Origin of the sequence: Hydrogenophaga sedimenti, assembly GCF_051857515.1 — a bacterium.
Lineage (GTDB): Bacteria > Pseudomonadota > Gammaproteobacteria > Burkholderiales > Burkholderiaceae_C > Hydrogenophaga.
Window position 1 is genome coordinate 352,708 of sequence record NZ_JBPZHA010000005.1, and the last position, 22,978, is coordinate 375,685.

16 protein-coding genes and 1 CRISPR repeat array are annotated in these 22,978 nt (G+C 65.5%); of the genes, 9 read left to right on the forward strand and 7 right to left on the reverse strand.

Annotation, left to right across the window (positions count from 1 at the left end):
• From ACS5NL_RS11070 to ACS5NL_RS11090, 5 genes are all read right to left on the reverse strand, one after another.
• A complete protein-coding gene (locus ACS5NL_RS11070; protein WP_439353844.1) occupies positions 1-600 on the reverse strand; it encodes a TRAP transporter small permease subunit in 600 nt (199 codons plus the stop codon).
• Between the two features lie 101 nt (positions 601-701).
• Positions 702-1,781 (reverse strand): TRAP transporter substrate-binding protein, encoded by a 1,080-nt coding sequence (locus ACS5NL_RS11075; protein ID WP_439353845.1) that lies wholly within the window; start codon positions 1,779-1,781, stop codon positions 702-704.
• Between the two features lie 199 nt (positions 1,782-1,980).
• Entirely contained in the window at positions 1,981-3,873 is a 1,893-nt protein-coding gene (gene dxs / locus ACS5NL_RS11080) for a 1-deoxy-D-xylulose-5-phosphate synthase (RefSeq protein ID WP_439353846.1), read from the reverse strand.
• 39 nt (positions 3,874-3,912) lie between these two features.
• Positions 3,913-4,818: a polyprenyl synthetase family protein gene (locus tag ACS5NL_RS11085; RefSeq protein WP_439353847.1), complete on the reverse strand. Its 906-nt coding sequence runs from the start codon at positions 4,816-4,818 to the stop codon at positions 3,913-3,915.
• Positions 4,815-5,081, reverse strand: a complete 267-nt coding sequence (locus ACS5NL_RS11090; protein WP_439353848.1) for an exodeoxyribonuclease VII small subunit — start codon at positions 5,079-5,081, stop codon at positions 4,815-4,817. The genes ACS5NL_RS11085 and ACS5NL_RS11090 overlap by 4 nt, the downstream gene beginning before the upstream one ends.
• A 236-nt stretch (positions 5,082-5,317) precedes the next feature.
• Here ACS5NL_RS11090 and ACS5NL_RS11095 point away from each other — a divergent pair, with 236 nt between their 5' ends.
• From ACS5NL_RS11095 to ACS5NL_RS11115, 5 genes are all read left to right on the forward strand, one after another.
• Complete coding sequence (locus tag ACS5NL_RS11095) at positions 5,318-6,463, forward strand: aromatic ring-hydroxylating oxygenase subunit alpha (RefSeq protein ID WP_439353849.1); 1,146 nt, start codon at positions 5,318-5,320, stop codon at positions 6,461-6,463.
• Complete coding sequence (locus tag ACS5NL_RS11100; RefSeq protein ID WP_439353850.1) at positions 6,463-7,353, forward strand: DMT family transporter; 891 nt, start codon at positions 6,463-6,465, stop codon at positions 7,351-7,353. Before ACS5NL_RS11095 ends, ACS5NL_RS11100 begins: the two co-directional genes overlap by 1 nt.
• An 86-nt stretch (positions 7,354-7,439) precedes the next feature.
• Complete coding sequence (locus tag ACS5NL_RS11105) at positions 7,440-8,318, forward strand: sulfurtransferase (RefSeq protein ID WP_439353851.1); 879 nt, start codon at positions 7,440-7,442, stop codon at positions 8,316-8,318.
• A gap of 79 nt (positions 8,319-8,397) precedes the next feature.
• Entirely contained in the window at positions 8,398-10,947 is a 2,550-nt protein-coding gene (locus tag ACS5NL_RS11110) for a PAS domain-containing sensor histidine kinase (protein WP_439353852.1), read from the forward strand.
• Entirely contained in the window at positions 10,944-13,511 is a 2,568-nt protein-coding gene (locus tag ACS5NL_RS11115) for a PAS domain-containing sensor histidine kinase (protein ID WP_439353853.1), read from the forward strand. The genes ACS5NL_RS11110 and ACS5NL_RS11115 overlap by 4 nt, the downstream gene beginning before the upstream one ends.
• A 23-nt stretch (positions 13,512-13,534) precedes the next feature.
• Here the strand turns inward: ACS5NL_RS11115 and ACS5NL_RS11120 are convergent, their stop codons facing one another.
• Together ACS5NL_RS11120 and ACS5NL_RS11125 are read right to left on the reverse strand one after the other, a co-directional pair.
• Positions 13,535-14,359, reverse strand: a complete 825-nt coding sequence (locus tag ACS5NL_RS11120; RefSeq protein ID WP_439353854.1) for a ZIP family metal transporter — start codon at positions 14,357-14,359, stop codon at positions 13,535-13,537.
• A 67-nt stretch (positions 14,360-14,426) separates the two neighbouring features.
• Entirely contained in the window at positions 14,427-15,326 is a 900-nt protein-coding gene (locus ACS5NL_RS11125) for a dienelactone hydrolase family protein (RefSeq protein WP_439353855.1), read from the reverse strand.
• 176 nt (positions 15,327-15,502) lie between these two features.
• On the opposite strand from ACS5NL_RS11125, the gene ACS5NL_RS11130 reads away from it, so the two are divergent.
• The 4 genes from ACS5NL_RS11130 (at position 15,503) to cas2 (ending at position 21,593) form a co-directional block, all read left to right on the forward strand.
• Entirely contained in the window at positions 15,503-17,062 is a 1,560-nt protein-coding gene (locus ACS5NL_RS11130) for an alkaline phosphatase D family protein (RefSeq protein WP_439353856.1), read from the forward strand.
• A 140-nt stretch (positions 17,063-17,202) separates the two neighbouring features.
• Positions 17,203-20,313: a type II CRISPR RNA-guided endonuclease Cas9 gene (gene cas9 / locus ACS5NL_RS11135; RefSeq protein ID WP_439353857.1), complete on the forward strand. Its 3,111-nt coding sequence runs from the start codon at positions 17,203-17,205 to the stop codon at positions 20,311-20,313.
• Between the two features lie 5 nt (positions 20,314-20,318).
• Positions 20,319-21,248, forward strand: coding sequence for a type II CRISPR-associated endonuclease Cas1 (gene cas1, locus ACS5NL_RS11140; protein ID WP_439353858.1), 930 nt, complete (start codon positions 20,319-20,321; stop codon positions 21,246-21,248).
• Positions 21,249-21,266: 18 nt separating this feature from the next.
• On the forward strand, positions 21,267-21,593 hold the full coding sequence (gene cas2 / locus ACS5NL_RS11145) for a CRISPR-associated endonuclease Cas2 (protein WP_439353859.1): 327 nt from the start codon (positions 21,267-21,269) through the stop codon (positions 21,591-21,593).
• Positions 21,594-21,663: 70 nt separating this feature from the next.
• A CRISPR array of direct repeats spans positions 21,664-22,821; the repeat unit is 36 nt; unit sequence AGTCTAGGCGATTGGGATATGAGCTCTGGCCGGAAC.
• The last annotated feature ends 157 nt before the right edge of the window (positions 22,822-22,978 follow it).

Below are 22,978 nucleotides of genomic sequence, written 5' to 3' on the forward strand. Positions count from 1 at the left end.
TCAGTTGGCTCCCTGCAGGCGCTGCTGTTCTTCTTCCAGCAGTTGCTGGGCGAGGAGTTCTTCTTCCGAAGGTCCGTCATGGGCCAGCGGGTCGGGACCGTTGCCGGTCAGGAAGGCGAGTCGCTTGATCAGCTCGCTCAAACCTTGCAGCGCAAGGATCGTGAAACCGGCAGGGATGAGGAAATAGACCGGCCAGCGGATCAGTCCGCCAGCGTTGGACGACATTTCTCCCGTCTTCAGGGCGTTGACAAACAGCGGCCAGCCCAGAGTGGCCAGCATGTAGCAAAGCGGGAACAGGAAAACGATGATGCCGAAGACATCCACCCAGTTGCGGCCACGGGCACTGAACTTGGACGAAATGAAGTCGATGCGCACGTGCGCGTTCTTGAGAAAGGCATAGCCGCTGCCCAGCATGAAAACCGCAGCAAACAGGTACCACTGGATTTCAAGGAACGCGTTGGAGCTCATGTCGAAAGCTTTGCGAACGATGGCGTTGCCGGCACTGATGAGCGTGGTGGCAAGGATCATCCACATGGACAGCTTGCCCACGAGGTTGCTGAACGCGTCGATCAGACGGGAGATCTTGAGTAGGAGTGGCATGGGAGACCCCAGTGGGTGGCGGGTGCGTCAGAAAAATGTCAGCATGATCCCCACGCAAAAAAACCCCGTCGTCCGGGGTTTTTTTGCGGGATTTCTACCGGTTACAGCTTGGCCGACTGCATGTAGCGGTCGAACGTCGCTTCGGTAAAGCGGAACCACAGGTTCTGGTCCTTGCGGAAGGCCGAGTAGTCGGCATAGATCTTCTTCCACTTCGGATTCTTGGCGCTGATTTCGTCATACAGCGCCATGGCCTGCTTGAACGCTTCGTCCATGATGACCTTGGAGAACGGCAACACCTTCACGCCAGCGCCCACGAGCTGCTTGAGCGCGCCCGGGTTGCGACCGTCGTACTTGGCCTGCATGTCGACGTGTGCGTAGGCCGAAGCGGCATCCAGGATGGCCTGGTATTCCTTGGGCAGCGCGGCATAGGCCTTGTTGTTGACCAGCAGCGACAGCTGCGGGCCGCCTTCCCACCAGCCGGGGTAGTAGTAGTTCTTGGCAACCTTGTTGAAGCCCAGCTTCAGGTCGTCGTACGGGCCGATCCATTCGGCGGCGTCGATCGTGCCCTTTTCCAGCGCCTGGTAGATCTCGCCGCCAGGGATGTTCTGCGGCACCACGCCCATGCGCTCCATCACGCGACCGGGGAATCCGCCGGTGCGGAACTTCAGGCCCTTGAGGTCTTCCAGCGTGTTGATTTCCTTGCGGTACCAGCCGCCCATCTGGGCACCCGTGTTGCCCATCGGGAAGTTGACGATGTTGAACTCGCCGTAGAACTCGCGCATCAGCTTCATGCCGTTGCCTTCGAACATCCAGGCCGTCATCTGGCGGCTGTTCATGCCGAACGGAATGGCGCAGTCCAGCGCGAAGGTTTCGTCCTTGCCGAAGAAGTAGTACGGAGCGGTGTGGGCGCACTCGACGGTACCTTGCTGCACGCCGTCCACCACGCCGAATGCGGGCATCAGCTCGCCGCCGGCATGCACAGAGATGGTGAACTTGCCCCCGGTCATGTCGCTGACGTACTTGGAGAAGGTCTCAGCGCCGCCGTAAATGGTGTCCAGCGCCTTGGGGAAGCTGGAGGCCAGGCGCCAGCGAATGGCGGATTGCGCGTACACCGCCGGTGCGGTGCCGGCGGCCAGCACGCCGGCAATGCCTGCGTGCTTGATGAGGGAACGACGATCCATGTGATTTGACTCCGTGGTTGATTTCACGCCCGCCCTTGAGAGGCAGGGACTTCTACAGTCGAGGCCATTGTAGAAAGCGCCCCCCCCTCATTCGTGGGGGTTTTCCCTCGAAATGAGAGCACGACCACTTGAGCATTCAGGCTTTTGCAAGCTTGCACCGCCGTCTCGTGAAACGGCTTCACGCACAGCGTGAAAAAAGTTACGCAGCGACCTTGAGGCCTGCGCCTCCGAGCACGTCGGCAAACCGCTGGCGGATCGAACGCTCGATGCCGGCCGCGTCCAGACCGACGTTGGCCAGCAGCTTTGCCGGATCGCCGTGCTCGATGAACTCGTCGGGCAAGCCCAGTTGCAGCACCGGCAGGCTCAGTCCTTCGGCCTGCAAGGCCTCCAGCACGGCACTGCCCGCCCCACCCATGACGCAGCCCTCTTCCACCGTGACCAGCGCCTGGTGGTTCTGCGCCATCTCGCGCAGCAGGTCCAGGTCCAGCGGCTTGGCCCAGCGCATGTTGGCCACGCTCAGGCCCAGCGCCTCGGCCGCCACCAGCGACGGATGCAACAGGGTGCCGAAGGCCAGGACGGCGATGCCGCGACCGCGGCGCCGCACTTCGCCCTTGCCGAACGGCAGCCCGTCGAGGCTGGCCGGCACGGCCGCGCCCACACCGGCGCCGCGCGGGTAACGCACGGCCACAGGGTGGTCCTGCCCATACGCCGTGGAAAGCAGCTGCCGCGTCTCGGCCTCATCGGAGGGGCAAGCCACCGACATGTTCGGGATGCAGCGCAGGAAGGCGATGTCATAGGCGCCCGCGTGGGTCGCGCCGTCGGCACCCACCAGCCCCGCGCGGTCGAGTGCAAACACCACGGGCAGCTTCTGCAGCGCGACGTCGTGGATCAGCTGGTCGTAGGCGCGCTGCAGGAAGGTCGAATAGATCGCGACCACCGGCTTCATGCCCTCGCAGGCCAGGCCGGCGGCGAAGGTCACCGCATGCTGCTCGGCGATGCCGACATCGAAATAACGGTCGGGGAACTTCTGGTGGAACTCCACCATGCCGGAGCCCTCGCGCATGGCCGGCGTGATGCCGACCAGCTTGTCGTCCTTTGCGGCCATGTCGCACAGCCAGTGGCCGAAGACCTGGGTGAAGGTGGGTTTCGGTGGCGTGGCGGGCTTGACCAGACCCACCGCCGGGTCGAACTTGCCGGGGCCGTGGTAGGCCACCGGATCGGCCTCGGCCCGCTGGTAGCCCTGCCCCTTCCGGGTCACGACGTGCAGGAACTGCGGACCGTCGCCGTGTTCGATGAGGTGGCGCACGTTCTCCAGCGTCGGGATCAGCGAGTCGAGGTCGTGGCCGTCGATCGGACCGACGTAGTTGAAGCCGAATTTCTCGAACAGCGTGGCGGGCACCACCATGCCCTTGGCGTGTTCCTCCAGCCGCTTGGCCAGCTCGAACAGCGGCGGCGCGCCCTTGAGCACGGTCTTGCCGACGTTCTTGGCGGCGGCGTAGAACTGGCCGCTCATCAGCTGCGCCAGGTAACGGTTGAGCGCGCCCACCGGGGGCGAGATCGACATGTCGTTGTCGTTGAGGATCACCAGCAGACGGCCGTGTTCGACGCCTGCGTTGTTCAGTGCCTCGAAGGCCATGCCGGCGGTCATCGCCCCGTCGCCGATGATCGCGATCGAGTGGCGGCTCTCGCCCTTCATCTTCGCCGCCAGCGCCATGCCCAGCGCGGCCGAGATGCTGGTGGACGAATGGCCGACGCCGAAGGTGTCGTATTCGCTTTCGTCGCGGCGCGGGAAGCCGCTGACACCGCCGAGCTGGCGCAGAGAGGCCATGCCCTCGCGACGACCGGTCAGGATCTTGTGCGGATAGGTCTGGTGGCCCACGTCCCACACCAGACGGTCTTCGGGTGTGTTGAAGACATAGTGCAGTGCGACGGTAAGCTCGACCGTGCCCAGGTTGGAACTGAGGTGGCCGCCGGTCTTGGACACGCTGTCGAGCACGAAGGCACGCAGTTCGTCGGCCAGGGGGCGCAGCTGCGCGCGGCTGAGGCGGCGCAGGTCGGCCGGTGATTCGATGGTGGACAGGAGGTTGCTCATGGCGAGGTGGGTTTCGCTGCGCAGCGATGCGTCCGTCATTCAGGAAACACGGCGACCGACCCAGTCGGCCAGCGCGTGCAGGGTGTCGGTGTGGGCTAGTCCGCTGGCGGTCAGGGCGCCGTGCGCCTGGTCCAGCACCTGGTCGGCGTAGGCCTGCGCCTGCGCCAGTCCCATCAGGGAAACGAAGGTGGGCTTGTCGCTGGCAGCGTCCTTGCCCGCGGTCTTGCCCAGCGTGGCGGAGTCGGTGGTGACATCCAGAATGTCGTCGACCACCTGGAACGCCAGACCGAGACAGGCACCGTAGGCCGAGAGATGGGCCTGGACCGCAGCATCGACGGTGGCGGTGGACACCCCCATCATCACGCTGGCCTGCAGCAGCGCGCCGGTCTTGAGCCGGTGCATCGCTTCCAGCGCCGGGCGGTCCAGCGCAATGCCCACGCTGGCCAGATCGACGGCCTGCCCGCCGGCCATGCCGGCAGCCCCGGCGGCCTGGGCGAGCTGGCGGCACAGGCGGGCCGAGAGCGTGCCGGCCATGGAACCATCGTCGGGGACCAGCAGTTCGAACGCCAGCGCCTGCAGCGCGTCACCGGCCAGCAGGGCCTGGGCTTCGCCGAACTGCACATGCACCGTGGGCTTGCCCCGGCGCAGCACGTCGTTGTCCATGCAGGGCATGTCGTCGTGCACCAGCGAGTAGGCGTGGATCAGCTCGACCGCACAGGCCGCGCGCATCGCGGCGGCGGCATCCCCCTGCACGGCCTCGCAGGCCGCCAGTGCCAGCAGCGGGCGCAGGCGCTTGCCGCCGTCCAGCACCGCATAGCGCATGGCCTCGCCCAGACCGGCCGGCGCGTCGGCCGAGACCCAGGCCGACAGGGCCTGCTCGACCCGTTCCTGCTGCAGCGACCGCCAGGCGACGAACCCGGCGTTGTTCGAAAGCACCGCGCTCATTGGCTGTCCCAGGGTTTGAGTTCGCCGCCTTCGAGCACCTTGATCTGGTTCTCCACCGCCTCCAGCCGGGAACGGCAGAAGGCCAGCAGTTCGGCGCCGCGCTGGTAGCGGGTCAGCAGCTGGTCCAGCGGCAGTTGCCCGCCTTCGAGCTGGGCAACCAGCTGTTCCAGCTCGGCAAGCGCGGCTTCATAGCTGGCCGCGGGCTCGGTGCGTTCGGGCGCACGGGCGCTGCGGGGGGCTTTCGCTGGGCTGGAAGATGTCATTCGTGGGAGGCCGTAGGGATGGCGCGGACAAACGCGGATTTTATCCACCGCAGGCCGTTGCACCCCGAACCCGCACGGGCCAGAGGGTCCCCGGGGGTACAATCCCGCCTCTTTTTTGTTCAACTGACGGGCCTCATACGCCCGGAGGGACGCAGCACTTCACCCACCCGCGCCGATCGTTCAACCGTTACGCGCTCCTGCCCCTTCATAGGGGGAGTCTTTAGGTCAAGACCACCATGTCTGATTTGAGTCTTCAACTCCAGCAGGCCGAAAGCCAATTGCCGGTTTCCAGCTATTTCGACGAGGCATTGTTCCGACGGGAACTTGAAACGATCTTCCAGCGCGGGCCCCGCTACGTGGGGCATGCCAACGCCGTTCCCGAGACCGGCGACTATTACGCCCTGCCGCACGAGGGTGAAGGCCGCGCCCTGGTGCGCACCGCCAACGGCGTCGAACTGGTCTCCAACATCTGTCGCCACCGCCAGGCCGTGATGCTCAAGGGCCGCGGCAACCTGGGACAGAACGCCAAGGGCCACAGCGGCGGCCACATCGTCTGCCCGCTGCACCGCTGGACCTACAACGGCGGCCAGTCCGCCCAGAGCAAGCTGGGCAGCCTGCTGGGCGCCCCGCATTTCTCGCACGATCCCTGCCTGGACCTGAACCGCTACGCCCTGCGCGAGTGGAACGGCCTGCTGTTCGAGGACAACGGCCGCGACATCGAAGCCGACCTGGCCGGCATGGGGCCGCGATCGGCGCTGAACTTCGACGGCATGGTGCTCGATCACGTCGAGCTGCACACCTGCAACTACAACTGGAAGACCTTCATCGAGGTCTATCTGGAGGACTACCACGTCGAGCCCTTCCATCCCGGGCTGGGCCAGTTCGTGACCTGCTCCGACCTGCGCTGGGAGTTCAAGCCGGAGTATTCGGTGCAGACCGTGGGTGCACAGAACCTGCTCGGCCAGGCCGGCAGCCCGGTCTACCAGCGCTGGCACCAGCAACTGATGCAGTACCGCAATGGCGCCGCGCCCGACCACGGCGCCATCTGGCTGACCTACTACCCACACATCATGGTGGAGTGGTACCCGCACGTGCTGACCGTCTCGACCCTGCACCCGATCAGCGTCGACAAGACCCTGAACATGGTCGAGTTCTACTACCCCGAGGAGATCGCGGCCTTCGAGCGCGAATTCGTCGAAGCCCAGCGCGCGGCCTACATGGAGACCTGCATCGAGGACGACGAGATCGCCGAGCGCATGGATGCCGGCCGCAAGGCCCTGCTGGCGCGCGGCGACAACGAGGTCGGCCCCTACCAGAGCCCGATGGAAGATGGCATGCAGCACTTCCACGAGTGGTACCGCGCCCGGATGAGCACGCCCTGATGCAAGCGCTGTGGATGCTGCTGGCGGCGTTCCTGTTTGCCACCATGGGGGTGTGCATCAAGTTCGCCTCGGTGCATTTCAACAGCTTCGAGATCGTCTTCTACCGCGGCCTGTTCGGCGTCGGATTCCTCTGGTGGGTCACCCGGGCGCGCGGCGTCTCGCTGCGCACCACCGTGCCGGCCATGCACGTGTGGCGCAGCATCGTGGGCACGCTCTCGCTGACCGCCTGGTTCTATTCGATCGCCATCCTGCCCCTGGCCACGGCGATGACGCTCAACTACATGAGCAGCATCTGGATCGCCGCCTTCCTGCTGGGCGGTGCGCTGCTGATGCAGGGCCGCGACATCGCGCTGCTGCGCCAGGGCCCGCTGTTCGCCACCGTGCTGGCCGGCTTCGCGGGCGTGGCCATGGTGCTGCGCCCCACCATCGCGCCCGAACAGCTGATCGGTGCCCTGGTGGGGCTGCTGTCGGGCGTGACCTCGGCGCTGGCCTACCTGCAGGTCTCGGCGCTGTCCAAGGTCGGTGAACCCGAAACCCGCACGGTGTTCTATTTTTCCCTCGGCGCGGTGCTGGCCGGCGCGCTGGGCATGGCGTTTGTCGGCATCTCTCCCTGGCACGGGACCGCCGCGCTGTGGCTGCTGCCCATCGGCCTGCTCGCGGTGCTCGGCCAGCTGTGCATGACCCGCGCCTACGCCAGCGGCGCCACCCTGGTGGTCGCGAACCTGCAGTACTCGGGCATCGTGTTCGCGGGCATCTACAGCCTGACCGTGTTCGGCGACCAGATGCCCCTGATCGGCTGGCTGGGGATGGGGCTGATCATCGCCAGCGGCATCACCGCCACCGTGCTGCGCGAGCACGCCGTGCCCCACGCACCGGCCGAAGAACACTGATCGCGTGTCCGGCTGCACGGTGCGATCGGCCGTGTAGTCCTTTGGTGGGATCGCCTTGGACAACGCTCTGCTCCAGAATGCAGAGCATGTTCACCACCCTCATTTCCGTCCCCCAGCTGCAGGCACTGATTGCCGGCGGCCAGCCGCTGCTGGTCATGGACTGCAGCTTTGACCTGACCAACCCCGCCGCCGGGCGCCAGCAGTTCGAGTCCGCCCACCTCCCAGGCGCGGTGCACGTCGACCTCGACGAACACCTGAGCGACAAGACCGGCAGCGACCGCGCCAGCGGCGGCCGCCACCCGCTGCCTTCGCGGGAGACTTTTGCCCGGCGGCTGCAGGCGCTGGGCCTGGGCTCGCAGATGCAGGCCGTGGTCATGGACCGCCAGGGCGCCAACTACTGCGGCCGGTTGTGGTGGATGCTCAAGTGGTGCGGCCACGAAGCCGTGGCGGTGCTCGATGGCGGCCTGGCCGCCTGGCAGGCCGGTGGCGGCGCCACCGCGACCGGTCCGTCGGCACCCGTCGCCGGCGCGGAAGGCGCGTTCGGGTTGCGCCCGCCGCTGGCGGACACCCTGGGCGCACAGGCGGTGGCACAGCGCCTGGGCCACCCCGACCTGACCGTGATCGATGCGCGGGGCGCCGCGCGCTTCCGGGGCGAGGTCGAGCCGCTGGACCCGGTCGCCGGTCACATCCCTGGCGCCCTGAACCGCCCGTTCACCGACAACCTCGGCCCGGACGGCCTGTTCAAGTCGCCTTCGCAGCTGCGGGCCGAGTTCGAACAGCTGCTGGCCGGCCGCGAGCCCGCCAGCGTGGTGCACCAGTGCGGCAGCGGCGTGAGCGCCATCCCGAACCTGCTGGCGATGGAGATCGCCGGGCTGGGCCGCAGCAGGCTCTTCCCCGGCAGCTGGAGCGAGTGGTGCAACACGCCGGGTCTGCCCTGCGCACAGAGTCAAGTTTCCTCCGGTTGAACCGAAAAGAGAGGTGTCCGGCCATTCCATCGCACAGACCCGAAACCGTTGCTGGACTGACCACACCCGCCGCCTCCACGTGACCGCCACCGACCTGCCTTCACCCGCGGCTACCGAAATCGCCTTCCGCGCCGCCACGATGCGGGTGGTCGCGTGGCTGATCGCGGTCGCCGCGACGGTGCTCGCGCCGCTGGTCTATCTCTCCAGTCCCAACCCGCTGGAGACCTGGGCCACCGCGGCGGTGGCCGCCATCGGCTGGCTGGCCGTGCTGCTGCTGCGCCGCGGCTACGTCACCTACATGCCCCATCTGGTCGTGTATTCGGTGCTGACCGCCGGCAGCCTGCAGGTGCTGGCGTTCGGATCGGTGCGCACCGCCGGCGGTTTCCTGTTCGTCGCGGCGGTGGCGGGTGCAGGCATCTTTCTGGGCCGCACGGCGCTGATCGGTTCGGTGGTGTACAGCGTGACCTCCCTGGGCCTGCTCACGCTCGCGGAAGCCGGCGGCTGGATGAAGACGCCCAACTTCCAGGTGGGCCTCAAGGTCTGGCTCACGCATGCCACGGTCCTGAGCGTGGTCGCGGTGCTGGTGTACTACAGCCGCATCCGGGCACAGCTGGCCTTCGCCTCGCAGATGGAGGAGCTGGAACACCGCAAGCGCATCGAGCAGGAACGCGACCGCAGCAACGAACGCTTCGCCCGCATCTTCCGCACCAGCCCCAGCCCCATGCTGGCGCAGTCGGCGCGCAGCGGTGCGATCCTGGACGTGAATCCAGCCTTTGAGCGCTGCTACGGCTACACCCGCGACCAGATGCTCGGCCGCACCGACACCGTCCTCTGGGCCGAGCCGGAACAGCGCGAGAGCTATCTCCGGCGCCTGTTCACCGACCGGCGTGCGGAACAGGAACACGTGACCGGCCTGCGCTGCGATGGCAGCCGCTTCGAGGCCCTGATCTCCAGCGAGATGGGCAACGATCCGCAAGACCGGCTGATCATCACCACCGTGGCCGACATCACCGCGCGGGACGAGGCGGTCGAGCGCCTGCGGCGCTCCGAAGAACGCTTTGCCAAGGCCTTCAATTTCAGCCCGATGAATCTCTCGATCACGCGTCTTTCGGACGGCATGATCCTGGAGGTCAACCGCTCGGAAGACATCCCGCAGGAGCAGAGCGCCGAGCTGCTGCGCGGCAGGACCACCCTGGAGACCGGCGCCTGGCTCAGCCCCGAGGCACGCCAGGCCTTCGTCGACCGCTTGCGCCGCGACGGCCGGGTCAATGCCTACGACAGCCACATGCGCACCCGGGAAGGCGACCTGGTGGACGTGCGGTTGTGGGCGGTGCCGATCGAGATCGACGGGCAGGAATGCATCCTCTCGTCCACCGTCAACGTCTCCGAAGAAAAGCGCCGCGAGGCCCTGTTGCTGAGCGTGGCGCAAGGCCTGACCGGAGAGACCGGCCCGGCCTTCTTCGATGCGCTCACACGCCACGCCGCGCTGTCGCTCAAGGCCGATGTGGTGGTGGTCAGCGAGCTGCAGCCCGACCAGCGCATGCACACCCTGTCGGTCTGGAAAGACGGCCAGTCCGTCCCCAACTTCATCGACGACCCGCACGGCACCCCGTGCGAGAAGACGCTCCGGCTCAGCGAGCTCCATGTGCTGGAAAGCGGCCTGTCCGCCCCCCTTCCCGGGGAGGGCATCAACCCCGGTGAAGTCGCGCAGGCCTACGTCGGGCAATGCCTGCACGACCAGGACGGCACGCCCATCGGCGTGCTCAAGGCACTGTGGCGCCAGCCGATCACCGTCGGTGCGGAAATGCGCGCGCTGATGTCGATCTTCTCCGGGCGCGCCACCGCCGAACTGATGCGGCTGCAGCGCGAACGGGAAATCCAGCGGCTCCATGCGACGCTTGAGCAACGGGTCCGCCTGCGCACGGCCGAACTGGAAAAGCTCAACGCCGAACTCGACTCCTTCGCCTACTCGGTCTCGCACGACTTGAAGTCGCCCCTGCGGGCCATCGACGGGTTCACCCGCCTGCTGGGCGAACAGCTGCAGGGCCGTCTCAGCCCCGACGAAGAGCAGCTGTTCGACCGGGTGCTGGCCTCGACCCGGCGCATGAGCACCCTGATCGCCGATCTGCTGGCGCTGGCGCGGGTGAGCCAGGGCGAACTCCAGCTGGGCAACATCAACCTCAGCGACATCGCCGAACAGGTGATGCAGGCAGAGCAGGCCAGGCAGCCCGACCGCCCGCTTTCCTGGCAGATCGAGCCCGGGCTGTCGTGCCGCTGCGACCCGCGGCTGGCCCGCATCGTGCTGGAAAACCTGCTGGGCAACGCCGTGAAGTACTCCCGCGACCAGCCCGCGCCGATGATCGAGCTGCGGCGGCGGCCCGCCGACGCGGCCCATCCCGGCGGTTTCACCGTGCGCGACAACGGGGTCGGCTTCGACATGGCCTACGCCGACAAGCTGTTCAAGCCTTTCCAGCGCCTGCATGGCCCCAGCGAATTCGAAGGCACCGGCATCGGTCTGGCCACGGTGCGCCGCATCGTCGAACGCCACGGTGGCCACATCGAAGGCTTTGCCCGTCCCGGGCAAGGCGCCGAGTTCCGTTTTTCACTGACGCCAGCGGCCCGCCTGTGACATCCCCCTTCTACTCCGACGATCCGCTGGCCCCCGACCAGCCCCTGCACCTGCAGCAATACCAGGAGCGTTCACTGCTGGCGCTGCTGGTCTGCATCGGCGTGGCCGGACCGCTGGTGTCTTTCGGCGTCTACCTGCGCGATGGCATCAGACCGCTGACCTGGGTGGCGATCGCGCTGACGCTGTGCACCTACGGCCTGCTGCTCATGTACCTGCGTGGCCCGCGGCGGCTGGTGGCGACGCTGCTGGTCTACATGCTGATCGTTGCTTCCGGGGCCGCCACCGCCGCACACGGCACGGTGCGCAGCATGGCCATCCTGGTGATGATGGCCGCGGTGGTGGGTTCGGGCATCCTGCTGTCGCGGCGCAACATGATCATCAGTGCGGCGCTGGGCATCGCGCTGCTGGCGGTGCTCAACATCGCGGAAAACGCTGGCATGCTGCCGACCCCGCCGACGCAGACCGGCTGGGCGGTCTGGATCACCCAGACCGTGGTGCTCGTCAGCCTGGTGATCACCGTCAATTTCGGGCGGCGGCGTCTGGTCGATGCCTACCGCACGCAGCACATCACGCTGGAGCACGCGCACGAGGTCGAGCACCTGCTGCGGCTGAGCCAGGCCCGTTTCCAGGCCCTGTTCCGCAGCACCCCGGCGGCCTGCCTGGTCCAGTCGCTCGACACGCGGGACGTGATCGATGCCAACGAGGCCTTCCAGTCGCTGTTCGGTCACCGGCATGCGGATCTGGTCGGCCACCGCCCCCCAAAGCTGTGGGCGAACCCGGACGAACACGCCCGCTTTCGCCACGGCATCGATACGCAAGGCCGGGTCAGCGGCCTGCGCGTGCGGGCGCTGCGGCGCGACGGAAGCGAGTTCCACGCCACGGTCTATGCCGAGGTCACCGACAGCGGCAGCGAGCGGCTGCTGATCGCGGTGGTGATCGACGTGTCTGCCGAAGTTGCCTCGCGCCGGGAGCTGGAACAGTCTCGCGAGCGCTTCTCCAAGGCCTTCAACTTCAGCCCGCTGGGCATGACCATCACGCGCCTGCGCGACGGCCTGTTCGTCGAGGTCAACCCGTCCAACGAGCGGGTGCTGGGATGGACCCAGGCCGATTTCGCCGGCAAGACTTCGACCGAGGTCGGTGTATGGGTCAGCGAAGCCGACCGCCAGCGCTACGTCTCCACCTTGCAGCGCGACGGCCGCCTGCAGGCGCACGAGACCCGCATGCGCACCAAGTCCGGCGCGGTAGTCGACGTCCGTGTCTGGGCCGAGATCATCGAGATCGATGGCGAGCCCTGCGCCCTCTCGTTCACGCTCAATGTGGCCGACGAAAAACGCCGCGAAGCCATGCTGCTGAACGTCGCCAAGGGGGTGTCGGGCGAGACAGGCGAGGCCTTCTTCCGGTCGCTGGTCGAGCGGCTGGCCAGTGCGATCGGCGCCGATGGCGTGATGGTCGGTGAGGTCGATGCCGGACGGCACCTGAACACACTGTCCATGGTCTGGGACGGCGTGCTGCAACCCAACGTCAGCCATGTGCTGCAGGACAGCATGTGCGAGCAGGCGTTGCAACAGCCGGAATTGCTGCGCTTCACCAGCCCGACCGCCACCCACCTGCCGCTGGTGCCCCCGTTTGCCGAGACCGAACTGCACGCGTTTGTCGGCCTGCCACTGCGCGACGCCGACGGCTCGGCCGTCGGCCTGCTCACCGCCGTGTGGCGCCGGCCCCCGCCGCAGGATTCACAAATCGATGCCCTGCTGACCATCTTCGCCAGCCGCTGCAACGCCGAGCTGCTGCGGCTGCAGCGCGACCGCGAGATCCGCAAACTGCACGACACGCTGGAGCAGCGCGTGGCCGCACGCACGGCCCAGCTGCAATACCTCAACCGCGAGCTGGACGCCTTCGCCTACACCGTCTCGCACGACCTGAAATCGCCGCTGCGCTCGATCGACGGCTTCAACCACCTGCTGCGCGAACAGCTGGCCCCGCGCCTGACCGCGGATGAAGAAATGCTGTTCGAGCGCGTGGACACCTCGGTGCAGCGCATGAACCGGCTCATCACCGACCTGCTGGCGCTGGCCCGCGTGAGCCAGGGCACGCTGCAGCGCATGCACACCAACATCAGCGAACTGGCCGAGGACGTGATCCGGCAGGAACGCCACCGCGACCCGACGCGGCCGGTGAAGATCGACATCGAACCCGGCCTGATCGCCGACTGCGACCCGCGGCTGGCGCACATCGTGATGGAGAACCTGCTGGGCAATGCCTGGAAGTACACGCGGCACGCGACCGATCCGCACATCCGCCTGCGCCTGGTGCACGGCGCCAATGGCGGCCCGGCGGTGTTCAGCGTGGAAGACAACGGCGCCGGCTTCGATCCCTCGCGCGCCGACCGCCTGTTCAAGGCCTTCACCCGCCTGCATGCGAGCAACGAGTTCGAGGGCACCGGCATCGGGCTGGCCACGGTGCGGCGCATCCTGGAGCGCCACGGTGGCCACATCCGCGGCGAGGGCACCGTGGGCCAGGGCGCCCGCTTCGAGTTTTCCTTCGGCAGCGACGTCCTGCAATGAGCGCCGCCGCCGACGGCGGATGCTCAGTGCGCGCTGTGGGCGATGCCGCTGACCAGCGACACCAGACCAATGCCCGTCAGCAGCCAGGCCACCTGCGCCACCGTCTCCCGCAGGCCCAGACGCTTCTGCAGCTGGGGAATCAGGTCGGCCAGCGCCACATAGACGAAGCTGCTGGAGGCCGCGACCAGGAAATACGGCAGGTAGTCGTGCAGCGGTTCGAGCAGGAAGTAGCCCACCATGCCCCCCAGCGCGGTCACCGTGCCCGCCAGCGACACCTTGATCAGCGCGGTGCGGCGCGTGCGGGAGGTCTGCTGCAGCACCACCAGATCGCCCATGTGGTGCGGCACCTCGTGCGCCAGCACCGCCAGCGCCGTCACCACGCCCAGCCGCATGTCGGCAACGAAGGCCGAGGCAATCAGGATGCCGTCGCCGAAGGCGTGCACGCTGTCGCCTGCCAGCACCGCCCAGCCACCCGAACGCTGGCCGTGGTCGTGGCGGTCGTGGTCGTGGTGGTCGTGTCCGTGGGTGTCCTCATGGGCATGGCCGTGCCCGTGCGCACCGCCACCGTGGTGGTGTTCGTGGCCGTGGTGCCAGAGCTCGGCCTTGTCGAGCAGGAAGAAGAACACCAGGCCGCCCAGCAGCAGGCCGAACAGGGTGTGCGCCTCGATCTGGCTTTCGAAGGCCTCGGGCAGCAGGTGCATGAAGGCGGTCGCCATCAGCGCGCCCGCCGCCAGGCTGAGCATGTGCTGTGTGAAACGCGCCAGCATGGCCATGCCCAGCACGGCCGCCAGCCACACGCTGCCCACGCCCGCCGCCACGGTGCCCAACAGAATTGCAATCAGGGTCATCAGATTCCATCCACCAAAAGAAAGGGCCGCAAACCGCGGCCCCGATGTGGGTGTTGGCAGCGACGTGTCAGGCCACGCCGTTCTGCCGGAACCAGGCCAGCGCCCGCTTCCAGCCGTCTTCGGCCGGCTCCTTGCGGAAGCTCGGCCGGTAGTCGGCGTGGAAGGCGTGCGGCGCGTCCGGGTACACCACGAAGTTCGAGGCCTTGGCCGCGGCACTGCCCGCCGCCAAGGCTGATTTCATCTTATCAATCGTGTCAAGCGGTATGCCGGTGTCGGCCCCTCCATACAGGCCCAGCACCGGGCCGTGCAGGCCGGCGGCGATGTCGACCGGGTGCTTCGGCGTCAGTTCGCTGGCCTGACCGACCAGCCGCCCGTACCAGGCCACGCCCGCCTTGACCGCCGGGTTGTGCGCCGCGTACAGCCAGACCTCGCGGCCGCCCCAGCAGAAACCGGTCACGCCCAGCTTGCTGGTGTCGCCGCCGTTGGCCGCCGCCCATTTCACCGTCGCGTCCAGATCGCCCAGCACCTGGGCGTCGGGCACCTTGCCGATCACCTCGGACATCAGCTTGGCAATGTCGCTGACCGACTTGGCATCGCCCTGGCGCACGAACAGCTCGGGCGCGATCGCCAGGTAGCCCGCCCTGGCAAAGCGGCGCGCGGTGTCGGCGATGTATTCGTGCACACCGAAGATCTCTGACAGCACCAGCACCACCGGCAGTCCGGTCTTGCCGACCGGCGCCGCACGGTAGGCCGGCATCCTGAAGCCGTTGACGTCGATCACGACCTCGCCGGCCGTGAGGCCATCGGCGGGCGTCTTGACCGCGGTCTGGGCCAGCGCGGGCAGCACGGCCGCCGCATAACCCACGCCGAGCGCGGCCTTGAGTGCGGTGCGGCGGTTGGCCTGCCCGCGGGCGGGGTCGGCGTCGATCAGGGCATGTCCGTCGGTGATCAGGTCGGTGTTCAGCATCGGTGGCTCCTTGAGGTATGGATGGATGGCTGCAGGGTCGTCGGGGCTGGGTGCCCCGGAGGTGGACCGGCAAACCGGCCCGAGGTTCCCGGCCGCCCGAACCATCCTCCGGGCGGGGCTTGTCGCCCACCCGCAAAGCACCGACCATCGCGCCAGAACCACTCGCGGGAGGCGACATGATCCTGACCGGACCCATTCTGCAGTTTCTCGGATGCCAGGGCGGCGTCTGGGGCATCAGCCTGCTGGTGGTTTGCGACGCCGCCGATCCCCAGCCGGCCCTGCGCCTGAAGGTCCCCGCCGAACTGGTCGGCGGCTGGAGCGGCCCGGTGCCCGGCCTCGCGGCGACCGCCTGGCGCTTCGACATCGCGGTCAGGCAGACCGCGGCGGCGCAGACCGTCGACTACCGGCTGGCCGGCCAGGACCACCGCTTCCAGGTGCCCGCCCGGGACGCCACGCCGGCCATCGCCTACTTCTCCTGCAACGGCTTTTCCGACGCCCGCACCCGCAAGACCACCCGCGAGCCCAACGCCCTGTGGGACCGGCTCGACCGCCTGCACCGCGAACTCGACACCGTGGGCAACACCCGGTTCGGCCCGCTGGAGCTGCTGCTGATGGGCGGCGACCAGATCTACAGCGACGAAGTCTGGTCCGTGGTCCCCGAGCTGAAAGACTGGACCGGGCTGGACTGGCACACCCGCAGCCACCTGCCCCTGACCGACAGCCTGCGCGCCGCGCTGCAGGAGCACTTCGCGCGCTGTTACCTGGAGCGCTGGAGCCAGCCCGCGACCGCCCGGCTGCTGGCCTCGGTGCCCAGCGTGATGATGTGGGACGACCACGACATCATCGACGGCTGGGGCTCGCACCCGGCCGACCTGCACGCCAGTCCGGTGTTCCAGGGCATCTTCGCCGCCGCCCGTGCCGCTTTCGAGCTGTTCCAGCGCCAGATGCTCGGCGCGCCGCCGCCCGCCACCCTGCCCGGCCAGCCGGCGCACCACAGTGCCTACCGCTTTGGTGACTCCGCCCTGCTGGTGCTCGACACCCGCTCCGAACGCCAGCCGGGCTGGACACTCACCGACCCAGACGGATCGACCCACCGGATGCCCGAACAGGTGATCAGCCCGACCGGCTGGAGCGCGGTCTGCGCCTGGCTCGACCAGCAGCGGGCGGCCGGCGACCTGCGGCACCTGCTGGTGATGAGCAGCATTCCGGTGATGCACCCGAGCTACGCACAGCTGGAAAAGATGCTCGGCGCCCTGCCCGCGATCGAGGAACTCGAAGACGACCTGCGCGACCACTGGACCAGCCCGGCGCACCAGGCCGAGCGCCTGCGGCTGGTGCACCGGCTGCTGGACGCGGCGCAGGCCGGTGTGCGGGTCACCATCCTCTCCGGCGATGTGCATGTGGCGGCCACCGCAGTCATCGAGCAGGACCGCCCCGATCTGCCGCTGCCTGCGCGCAGCCTGGTGCAACTCACCGCCAGCGGCATCACCCACCCCGCCCCGCCCGGCGTGGCCCGTTACTTTCTCGAACAGGCCTGCCTGGAAACCCAGACGCTGGAGCCGGGCATCACCGGCCGCATGGAACCCCTGCCCGGCACCGGGCGGCGCATCCTGGGTTGCCGCAACTTCCTGACCCTGCAGGCCGACCCCGTCGGCGGGCAGGGACGGCTGTGGGCCAACTGGTGGGCCGAAGGCGAGCCCCGGCCGATGACGCAGGTGATCCAGCCGGCGCGTTGACGCGCTCGGTCAAGCGGGAATCACGCAAACAAAAAGACGAAGGGCCGCGTATAGCGGCCCTTCCATTTGGTGCATCTTTCAGCTTGTTAGCGTCCAGAGCTCATATCCCAATCGCAGTAACGGAGGCATCCTAGCACAACGTGTTACAAAACGACATCGTGAATCAAGGGAGGCAATACGTGCCACAAAAAATGCGCTACCGACTCGCGCTGGATCTGGGCAGCACATCGCTCGGCTGGGCGATTCTTCGACTCAACTCCGATACGCAGCCAAGACCGATCGCTGTCATCAAAGCGGGCGTCCGCATCTTCAGCGACGGGCGCAACCCCAAGGATGGATCGTCACTCGCCGTGACTCGGCGCGAAGCACGCGCCATGCGCCGTCGCCGCGACCGTTTGCTCAAGCGCAAAGCGCGCATGATGCGCACGCTGATCGAGCATGGCTTTTTCCCCAAGGACGAAGCAGCGCGCAAAGCCCTGGAAGCCATCAGCCCTTATGGCTTACGTACCAAGGGTCTGGACGAGGCGCTGAAACCTGAAGAGTTTGCCCGTGCGCTCTTCCACATCAACCAGCGCCGCGGCTTCAAGAGCAACCGCAAGACCGACAAGAAGGACAACGACAGCAGCGCGTTGAAATCCGCGATCAAGCAGTTGCATGCGGCGCTTGATCCTTCGGGTGCAGAGGGGAAGCCTCGCACGGTAGGCGAATACCTGTTTCGGCGTGAGCAATCGGGCCAGACAGTGCGTGCACGATACCGTCAGCAACGCGTTGAAAAGGAAGACGGCAAGACACGCATCGACAAGAGCTACGACCTCTACATCGACCGCGCCATGATCGAAGCCGAGTTCGACGCGCTATGGGCCAAGCAATCGGCGCTGAACCCGCACCTGTTCAACGAAACAGCCCGCGCTGAGCTCAAGGACTGTCTGCTACACCAGCGGCCACTCAAGCCCGTGAAACCCGGGCGCTGCACCTTGCTTCCGGATGAAGAACGTGCCCCGCTGGCCCTTCCCAGCCAGCAGCGCTTTCGCATTTATCAGGAAGTCAACCACCTGTACGTATTGCGAGAGGGATTGAAAGAAGAAGCGTTGACGCTGGAGCAACGCGACAGCTTGGTGCAAGCACTGGAACGAAATGGAAAGCGCAGCTTCACGCAGATCAAGAAGCTGCTGGGTCTTGGCGGAGCGGTTCAATTCAACTTTGAAGACCCGAAGCGACAGGAACTCAAAGGCAACACCACCAGCGCCATCCTGAGCAAGAAAGAGTATTTCGGCGATGCGTGGTTTGGGCTCAAGCCTGAGCAGCAAGACGCTATCGTCATGCGGCTGGTTTCAGAAGAAAACGAAACCCGGCTGGTTCGATGGCTTCAAGCGGAAACCGGTGTGGACGAGTCGCGAGCCGAAGCAATAGCCTCAACAGCTCTGCCAGAAGGTTATGGCAGTCTCAGCGCCAAAGCGCTGGCCCGCATCCTGCCCGAGCTGCAACGCGACGTGATCACCTACGACAAGGCCGTGGTGGCCGCTGGCTTTGAGCACCACAGCAACATCAGCCACGCAGCAACGGGCGAGATCCTTCCGGCCCTGCCCTACTACGGCGAATACCTCCAACGCCACGTCGGTTTCGGTTCGGGCAACGCTGCCGATACACCCGAAAAGCGCTTCGGCAAGATCGCGAACCCGACCGTCCACATTGGTCTCAATCAGGTCCGTGTGGTGGTCAATGCACTCATCAAACGCTACGGACACCCGTCCGAAGTGATCGTGGAAGTGGCTCGCGACCTCAAGCAAAGCCAGGAGCAACGCAAGGAGGACAACGAGCGTCAGGCCAAGAACCAGAAGCGCAACGAGCGCCTGCGTGGTGAAGCCGCCGACCTGTTGCAGATGGCGCCGGAACGGGTGCGCCATGCCGACATCCAGAAACTGATCTTGTGGGAAGAACTGAGCTTCGACCCAGCCGATCGCCGCTGCCCCTACAGCGGCGTGCAGATCAGCGCAAACATGGTGTTGAGCGATCAGGTGGAGATCGAACACATCCTGCCGTTCTCTCAAACGCTGGACGACAGCCTGAACAACAAGACCGTCGCCATGCGCCAGGCCAACCGCGTCAAAGGCAATCGCACACCCTGGGAAGCCCGCGCAGACTTTGAAGCGCTGGGCTGGTCCACGGCGGCCATGCTGGACCGGGCCGAACAGATGCCGAAGAACAAGCGCTACCGGTTCGGTGAGGACGGCTACCAGCGCTGGCTGAAAGAAGACAAGGACTTCCTAGCCCGCGCACTGAACGACACCCGCTACCTGAGCCGCGTGGCGCGCGAATACCTGAGCCTGATCTGTCCGCAAGCCACCCGCGTGATTCCTGGGCAAATGACGGCCATGCTGCGTGCCAAGTTCGGACTGAACGACATCCTGGGACTGGACGGCGAGAAGAACCGCAACGACCATCGGCACCATGCGGTGGACGCGTGCGTGATCGCTGTGACCGACCAAGGCATGCTGCAGCGCTTCGCGCAAGCCAGCGCCAGCGCACGCGAACGGCAACTGAACCGGCTGGTAGAGGACATGCCCCTGCCGTGGGACAGCTATCGCGATCACGTGGCTCGTGCCGTGAACCACATCTGGGTCAGCCACAAGCCCGACCACGGACACGAAGGTGCCATGCACAACGACACGGCTTACTCGCTGCTGGGCAACGGCATGGTGAGCGTTCACAAGACCGTGGAGGGTATTCGCCAGAAAGAAACTTCCGCCCTCAAGGTGATCGAGTTCTCGAACGCCAAATCAGTTGCACGCCACGGCAGCCTGCCCGATGGATCGCCGCGACCGTACAAGGGCTACAAGGGCGACAGCAACTACTGCATCGAGATCGTTCGCAACGAGAAGGGCAAGTGGGAGGGCGAAGTGATCTCCACGTTTGAGGCCTACCAACTCGTGCGACGAGATGGCGAACAACGCCTCCGGCATCCAACACTGAGCACTCGTGGAAAGTCGCTAGTCATGAGGCTGATCATTGGCGACTACCTCAAAGCGGATTTCAAGGGTGTTGTGCGCCTGCTGACGATCAAGAAGATCAAGTCCAATGGGGGCATCTTTGTGGCCGAACACCGGGAATCCAATGTTCGGCAACGAGAGGACGAAAAGGACGCCAGCCTGATCTACGGGTCGTTTACCGCAGGATCACTATTCAAGGCTCATGGACGACAAGTTTCCGTTTCGCCCATTGGCGAACTCCGCGATCCTGGCTTCAAGGAGTAACCCACATGATCGGCCGCATCGTCGAGGTGGCCGATGACCGGCGCCACCTGTTCATGCACCGCGGGTTCATGGTGGTGCAGGACACAGAGGGAGAACGCAAAGAACTGGGTCAAGTGCCGCTGGACGACATCGCCGCCGTCATCGCCAACGCACACGGCCTGAGCTACACCAACAACCTGTTGGTAGCACTGGCTGAACGCGGCGCGCCGTTCGTGCTGTGCGCCGCGAACCACAACGCCGTGGGCATGCTGTTGCCCATTGAAGGCAACTTCGAACAGTCGCACCGCATCGAAGCACAGATAGCGGCCAGTCAGCCGACACACAAGCGCATGTGGGCCGCCATCGTGCGATCCAAACTCGAACAGCAGGCTGCTGCACTGGAGGCGGCCGGGATGCCAACGGCGCCTCTCACAGCCCTAGCAGCCAAAGTCAAAAGCGGCGACCCGGAAAATTTGGAAGCACAAGGTGCTCGACGCTACTGGACCCTGCTGTTCGGTACAGACTTCCGACGCGACCAAAACGCCCCCGGAACCAACGCCCTGCTCAACTACGGGTACACGGTCCTGCGAGCAACCACCGCCCGCGCTGTGATCGCTGCCGGTCTGCATCCCAGCATCGGTTTGCACCACAGCCACGACAACAACGCCATGCGCTTGGTCGACGACCTGATGGAGCCTTTCAGACCTGTCATTGACCTCAAAGTCTGGCAGCTCCGGCGCAATGACGAAGACCATGTAAATCCCGACTCCAAGCGGGCCATGGTGCGCACACTGTATGACGACATGCAAAGCGATGCGGGCGCCACACCGGTCATGGTGTGCGTTCAGAAACTCACCACATCGTTGGCACAGGTCTATCTAGGACAACGAGACAAGCTGGACTTGCCTCTGCCGGGATTGCCCTTGGCACTCGCGTCGGCACTGCGCGACGAATGAAGACATGGACCAAGCACCATGCTCACGGGATACCGGCTGATGTGGATGGTGGTGATGTTCGACTTGCCTGTGGTTGAAAAAGCTGAGCGCAAGGCTGCCACCGAGTTTCGCAACGCATTGTTGGACATGGGCTTCGAGATGAGCCAGTTCAGCGTCTACATGCGCTTCTGCACCAGCCCGGCCCAAGTAGACACCTACTGCAAGCAGGTCGAATCTGCATTGCCTGAAGGCGGTAAAGTGAACATCCTCCAGTTCACCGACAAACAGTACGAACGCATCGTCAGCTTCCACGGGCAGGCCAAGCAGCCCGCGAAAAAAGCGCCTGACCAGTTCGACCTCTTCTGAATTTCGCGATGTTTTTCAAGACCCAAAAATCGAAAAACCCCTTGACGAATCAAGGGGTTATCGAAAGCCGAGTCTAGGCGATTGGGATATGAGCTCTGGCCGGAACTTGGTACCAAGGATGCGCTTCTTGAGTTCAAGTCTAGGCGATTGGGATATGAGCTCTGGCCGGAACGTGGAGATCGACTGCTGCCTGCCCGGTGACAGTCTAGGCGATTGGGATATGAGCTCTGGCCGGAACGACGCTGTTGTGAAAGGGCATCCCGCTGCCAGTCTAGGCGATTGGGATATGAGCTCTGGCCGGAACTACGCTGCAAAGCGTTGCCCGTTTCCTGCAAGTCTAGGCGATTGGGATATGAGCTCTGGCCGGAACGAGGGTAGTCTTTCCAGTCGTTGAAACCGGAGTCTAGGCGATTGGGATATGAGCTCTGGCCGGAACGGCGGGCCAGGCGTCGCGGGCGGTGCGGAAGTCTAGGCGATTGGGATATGAGCTCTGGCCGGAACCGTCGGCATCTGGCGCAGCATCCCGCCCGCCAGTCTAGGCGATTGGGATATGAGCTCTGGCCGGAACCGATTCGATTCCTTCTTCCACATCCGATCCAGTCTAGGCGATTGGGATATGAGCTCTGGCCGGAACCACTGCGGCGAGGCGCAGGTCCTGCTCTGGAGTCTAGGCGATTGGGATATGAGCTCTGGCCGGAACCATGGGGACGATGTGGACAGGCTTCTGCATAGTCTAGGCGATTGGGATATGAGCTCTGGCCGGAACCATGCCGACCAGCCCGTTGAACACGATCGGAGTCTAGGCGATTGGGATATGAGCTCTGGCCGGAACATCGCCGCCCACATCCTCGACCGCCACCCCAGTCTAGGCGATTGGGATATGAGCTCTGGCCGGAACATGATGAACCTCCTCGACAAGGCCCTGCTGAGTCTAGGCGATTGGGATATGAGCTCTGGCCGGAACTCCTGTGCCATGCAACCCTCGCGGCTGCAAAGTCTAGGCGATTGGGATATGAGCTCTGGCCGGAACTAAATACACCCGCGAAGGGCTGATTGAACTAGTCTAGGCGATTGGGATATGAGCTCTGGCCGGAACTGGACAGACGCACTGTCCACCGCCCCGGCGAGTCTAGGCGATTGGGATATGAGCTCTGGCCGGAACTGAACAGGAACTCAGCGCCAGCCCGGCTCGAGTCTAGGCGATTGGGATATGAGCTCTGGCCGGAACGACGGCGCGCTGATGTCCATTGGCGCCGTGAGTCTAGGGATGGTGTTCAAAACACGTTTAGCGCCAGCCGATAGCGGGCGGCTTGCCACGACATGAAACAGCGCGACTCGGAATCAGCGAATTCAACGCAGTTTCTGCGTTTGCACCGCCCGTTTTC

Bases quoted from the DNA above. Each gene is read 5' to 3' on its own strand.
- cas1 (WP_439353858.1), top strand. From the start codon at position 20,319: ATGATCGGCCGCATCGTCGAGGTGGCCGATGACCGGCGCCACCTGTTC.
- ACS5NL_RS11075 (WP_439353845.1), bottom strand. From the start codon at position 1,781: ATGGATCGTCGTTCCCTCATCAAGCACGCAGGCATTGCCGGCGTGCTG.
- ACS5NL_RS11125 (WP_439353855.1), bottom strand. From the start codon at position 15,326: ATGCTGAACACCGACCTGATCACCGACGGACATGCCCTGATCGACGCC.
- ACS5NL_RS11070 (WP_439353844.1), bottom strand. From the start codon at position 600: ATGCCACTCCTACTCAAGATCTCCCGTCTGATCGACGCGTTCAGCAAC.
- ACS5NL_RS11085 (WP_439353847.1), bottom strand. From the start codon at position 4,818: ATGAGCGCGGTGCTTTCGAACAACGCCGGGTTCGTCGCCTGGCGGTCG.
- ACS5NL_RS11090 (WP_439353848.1), bottom strand. From the start codon at position 5,081: ATGACATCTTCCAGCCCAGCGAAAGCCCCCCGCAGCGCCCGTGCGCCC.
- dxs (WP_439353846.1), bottom strand. From the start codon at position 3,873: ATGAGCAACCTCCTGTCCACCATCGAATCACCGGCCGACCTGCGCCGC.
- ACS5NL_RS11095 (WP_439353849.1), top strand. From the start codon at position 5,318: ATGTCTGATTTGAGTCTTCAACTCCAGCAGGCCGAAAGCCAATTGCCG.
- cas2 (WP_439353859.1), top strand. From the start codon at position 21,267: ATGCTCACGGGATACCGGCTGATGTGGATGGTGGTGATGTTCGACTTG.
- ACS5NL_RS11105 (WP_439353851.1), top strand. From the start codon at position 7,440: ATGTTCACCACCCTCATTTCCGTCCCCCAGCTGCAGGCACTGATTGCC.
- ACS5NL_RS11130 (WP_439353856.1), top strand. From the start codon at position 15,503: ATGATCCTGACCGGACCCATTCTGCAGTTTCTCGGATGCCAGGGCGGC.
- ACS5NL_RS11120 (WP_439353854.1), bottom strand. From the start codon at position 14,359: ATGACCCTGATTGCAATTCTGTTGGGCACCGTGGCGGCGGGCGTGGGC.
- ACS5NL_RS11100 (WP_439353850.1), top strand. From the start codon at position 6,463: ATGCAAGCGCTGTGGATGCTGCTGGCGGCGTTCCTGTTTGCCACCATG.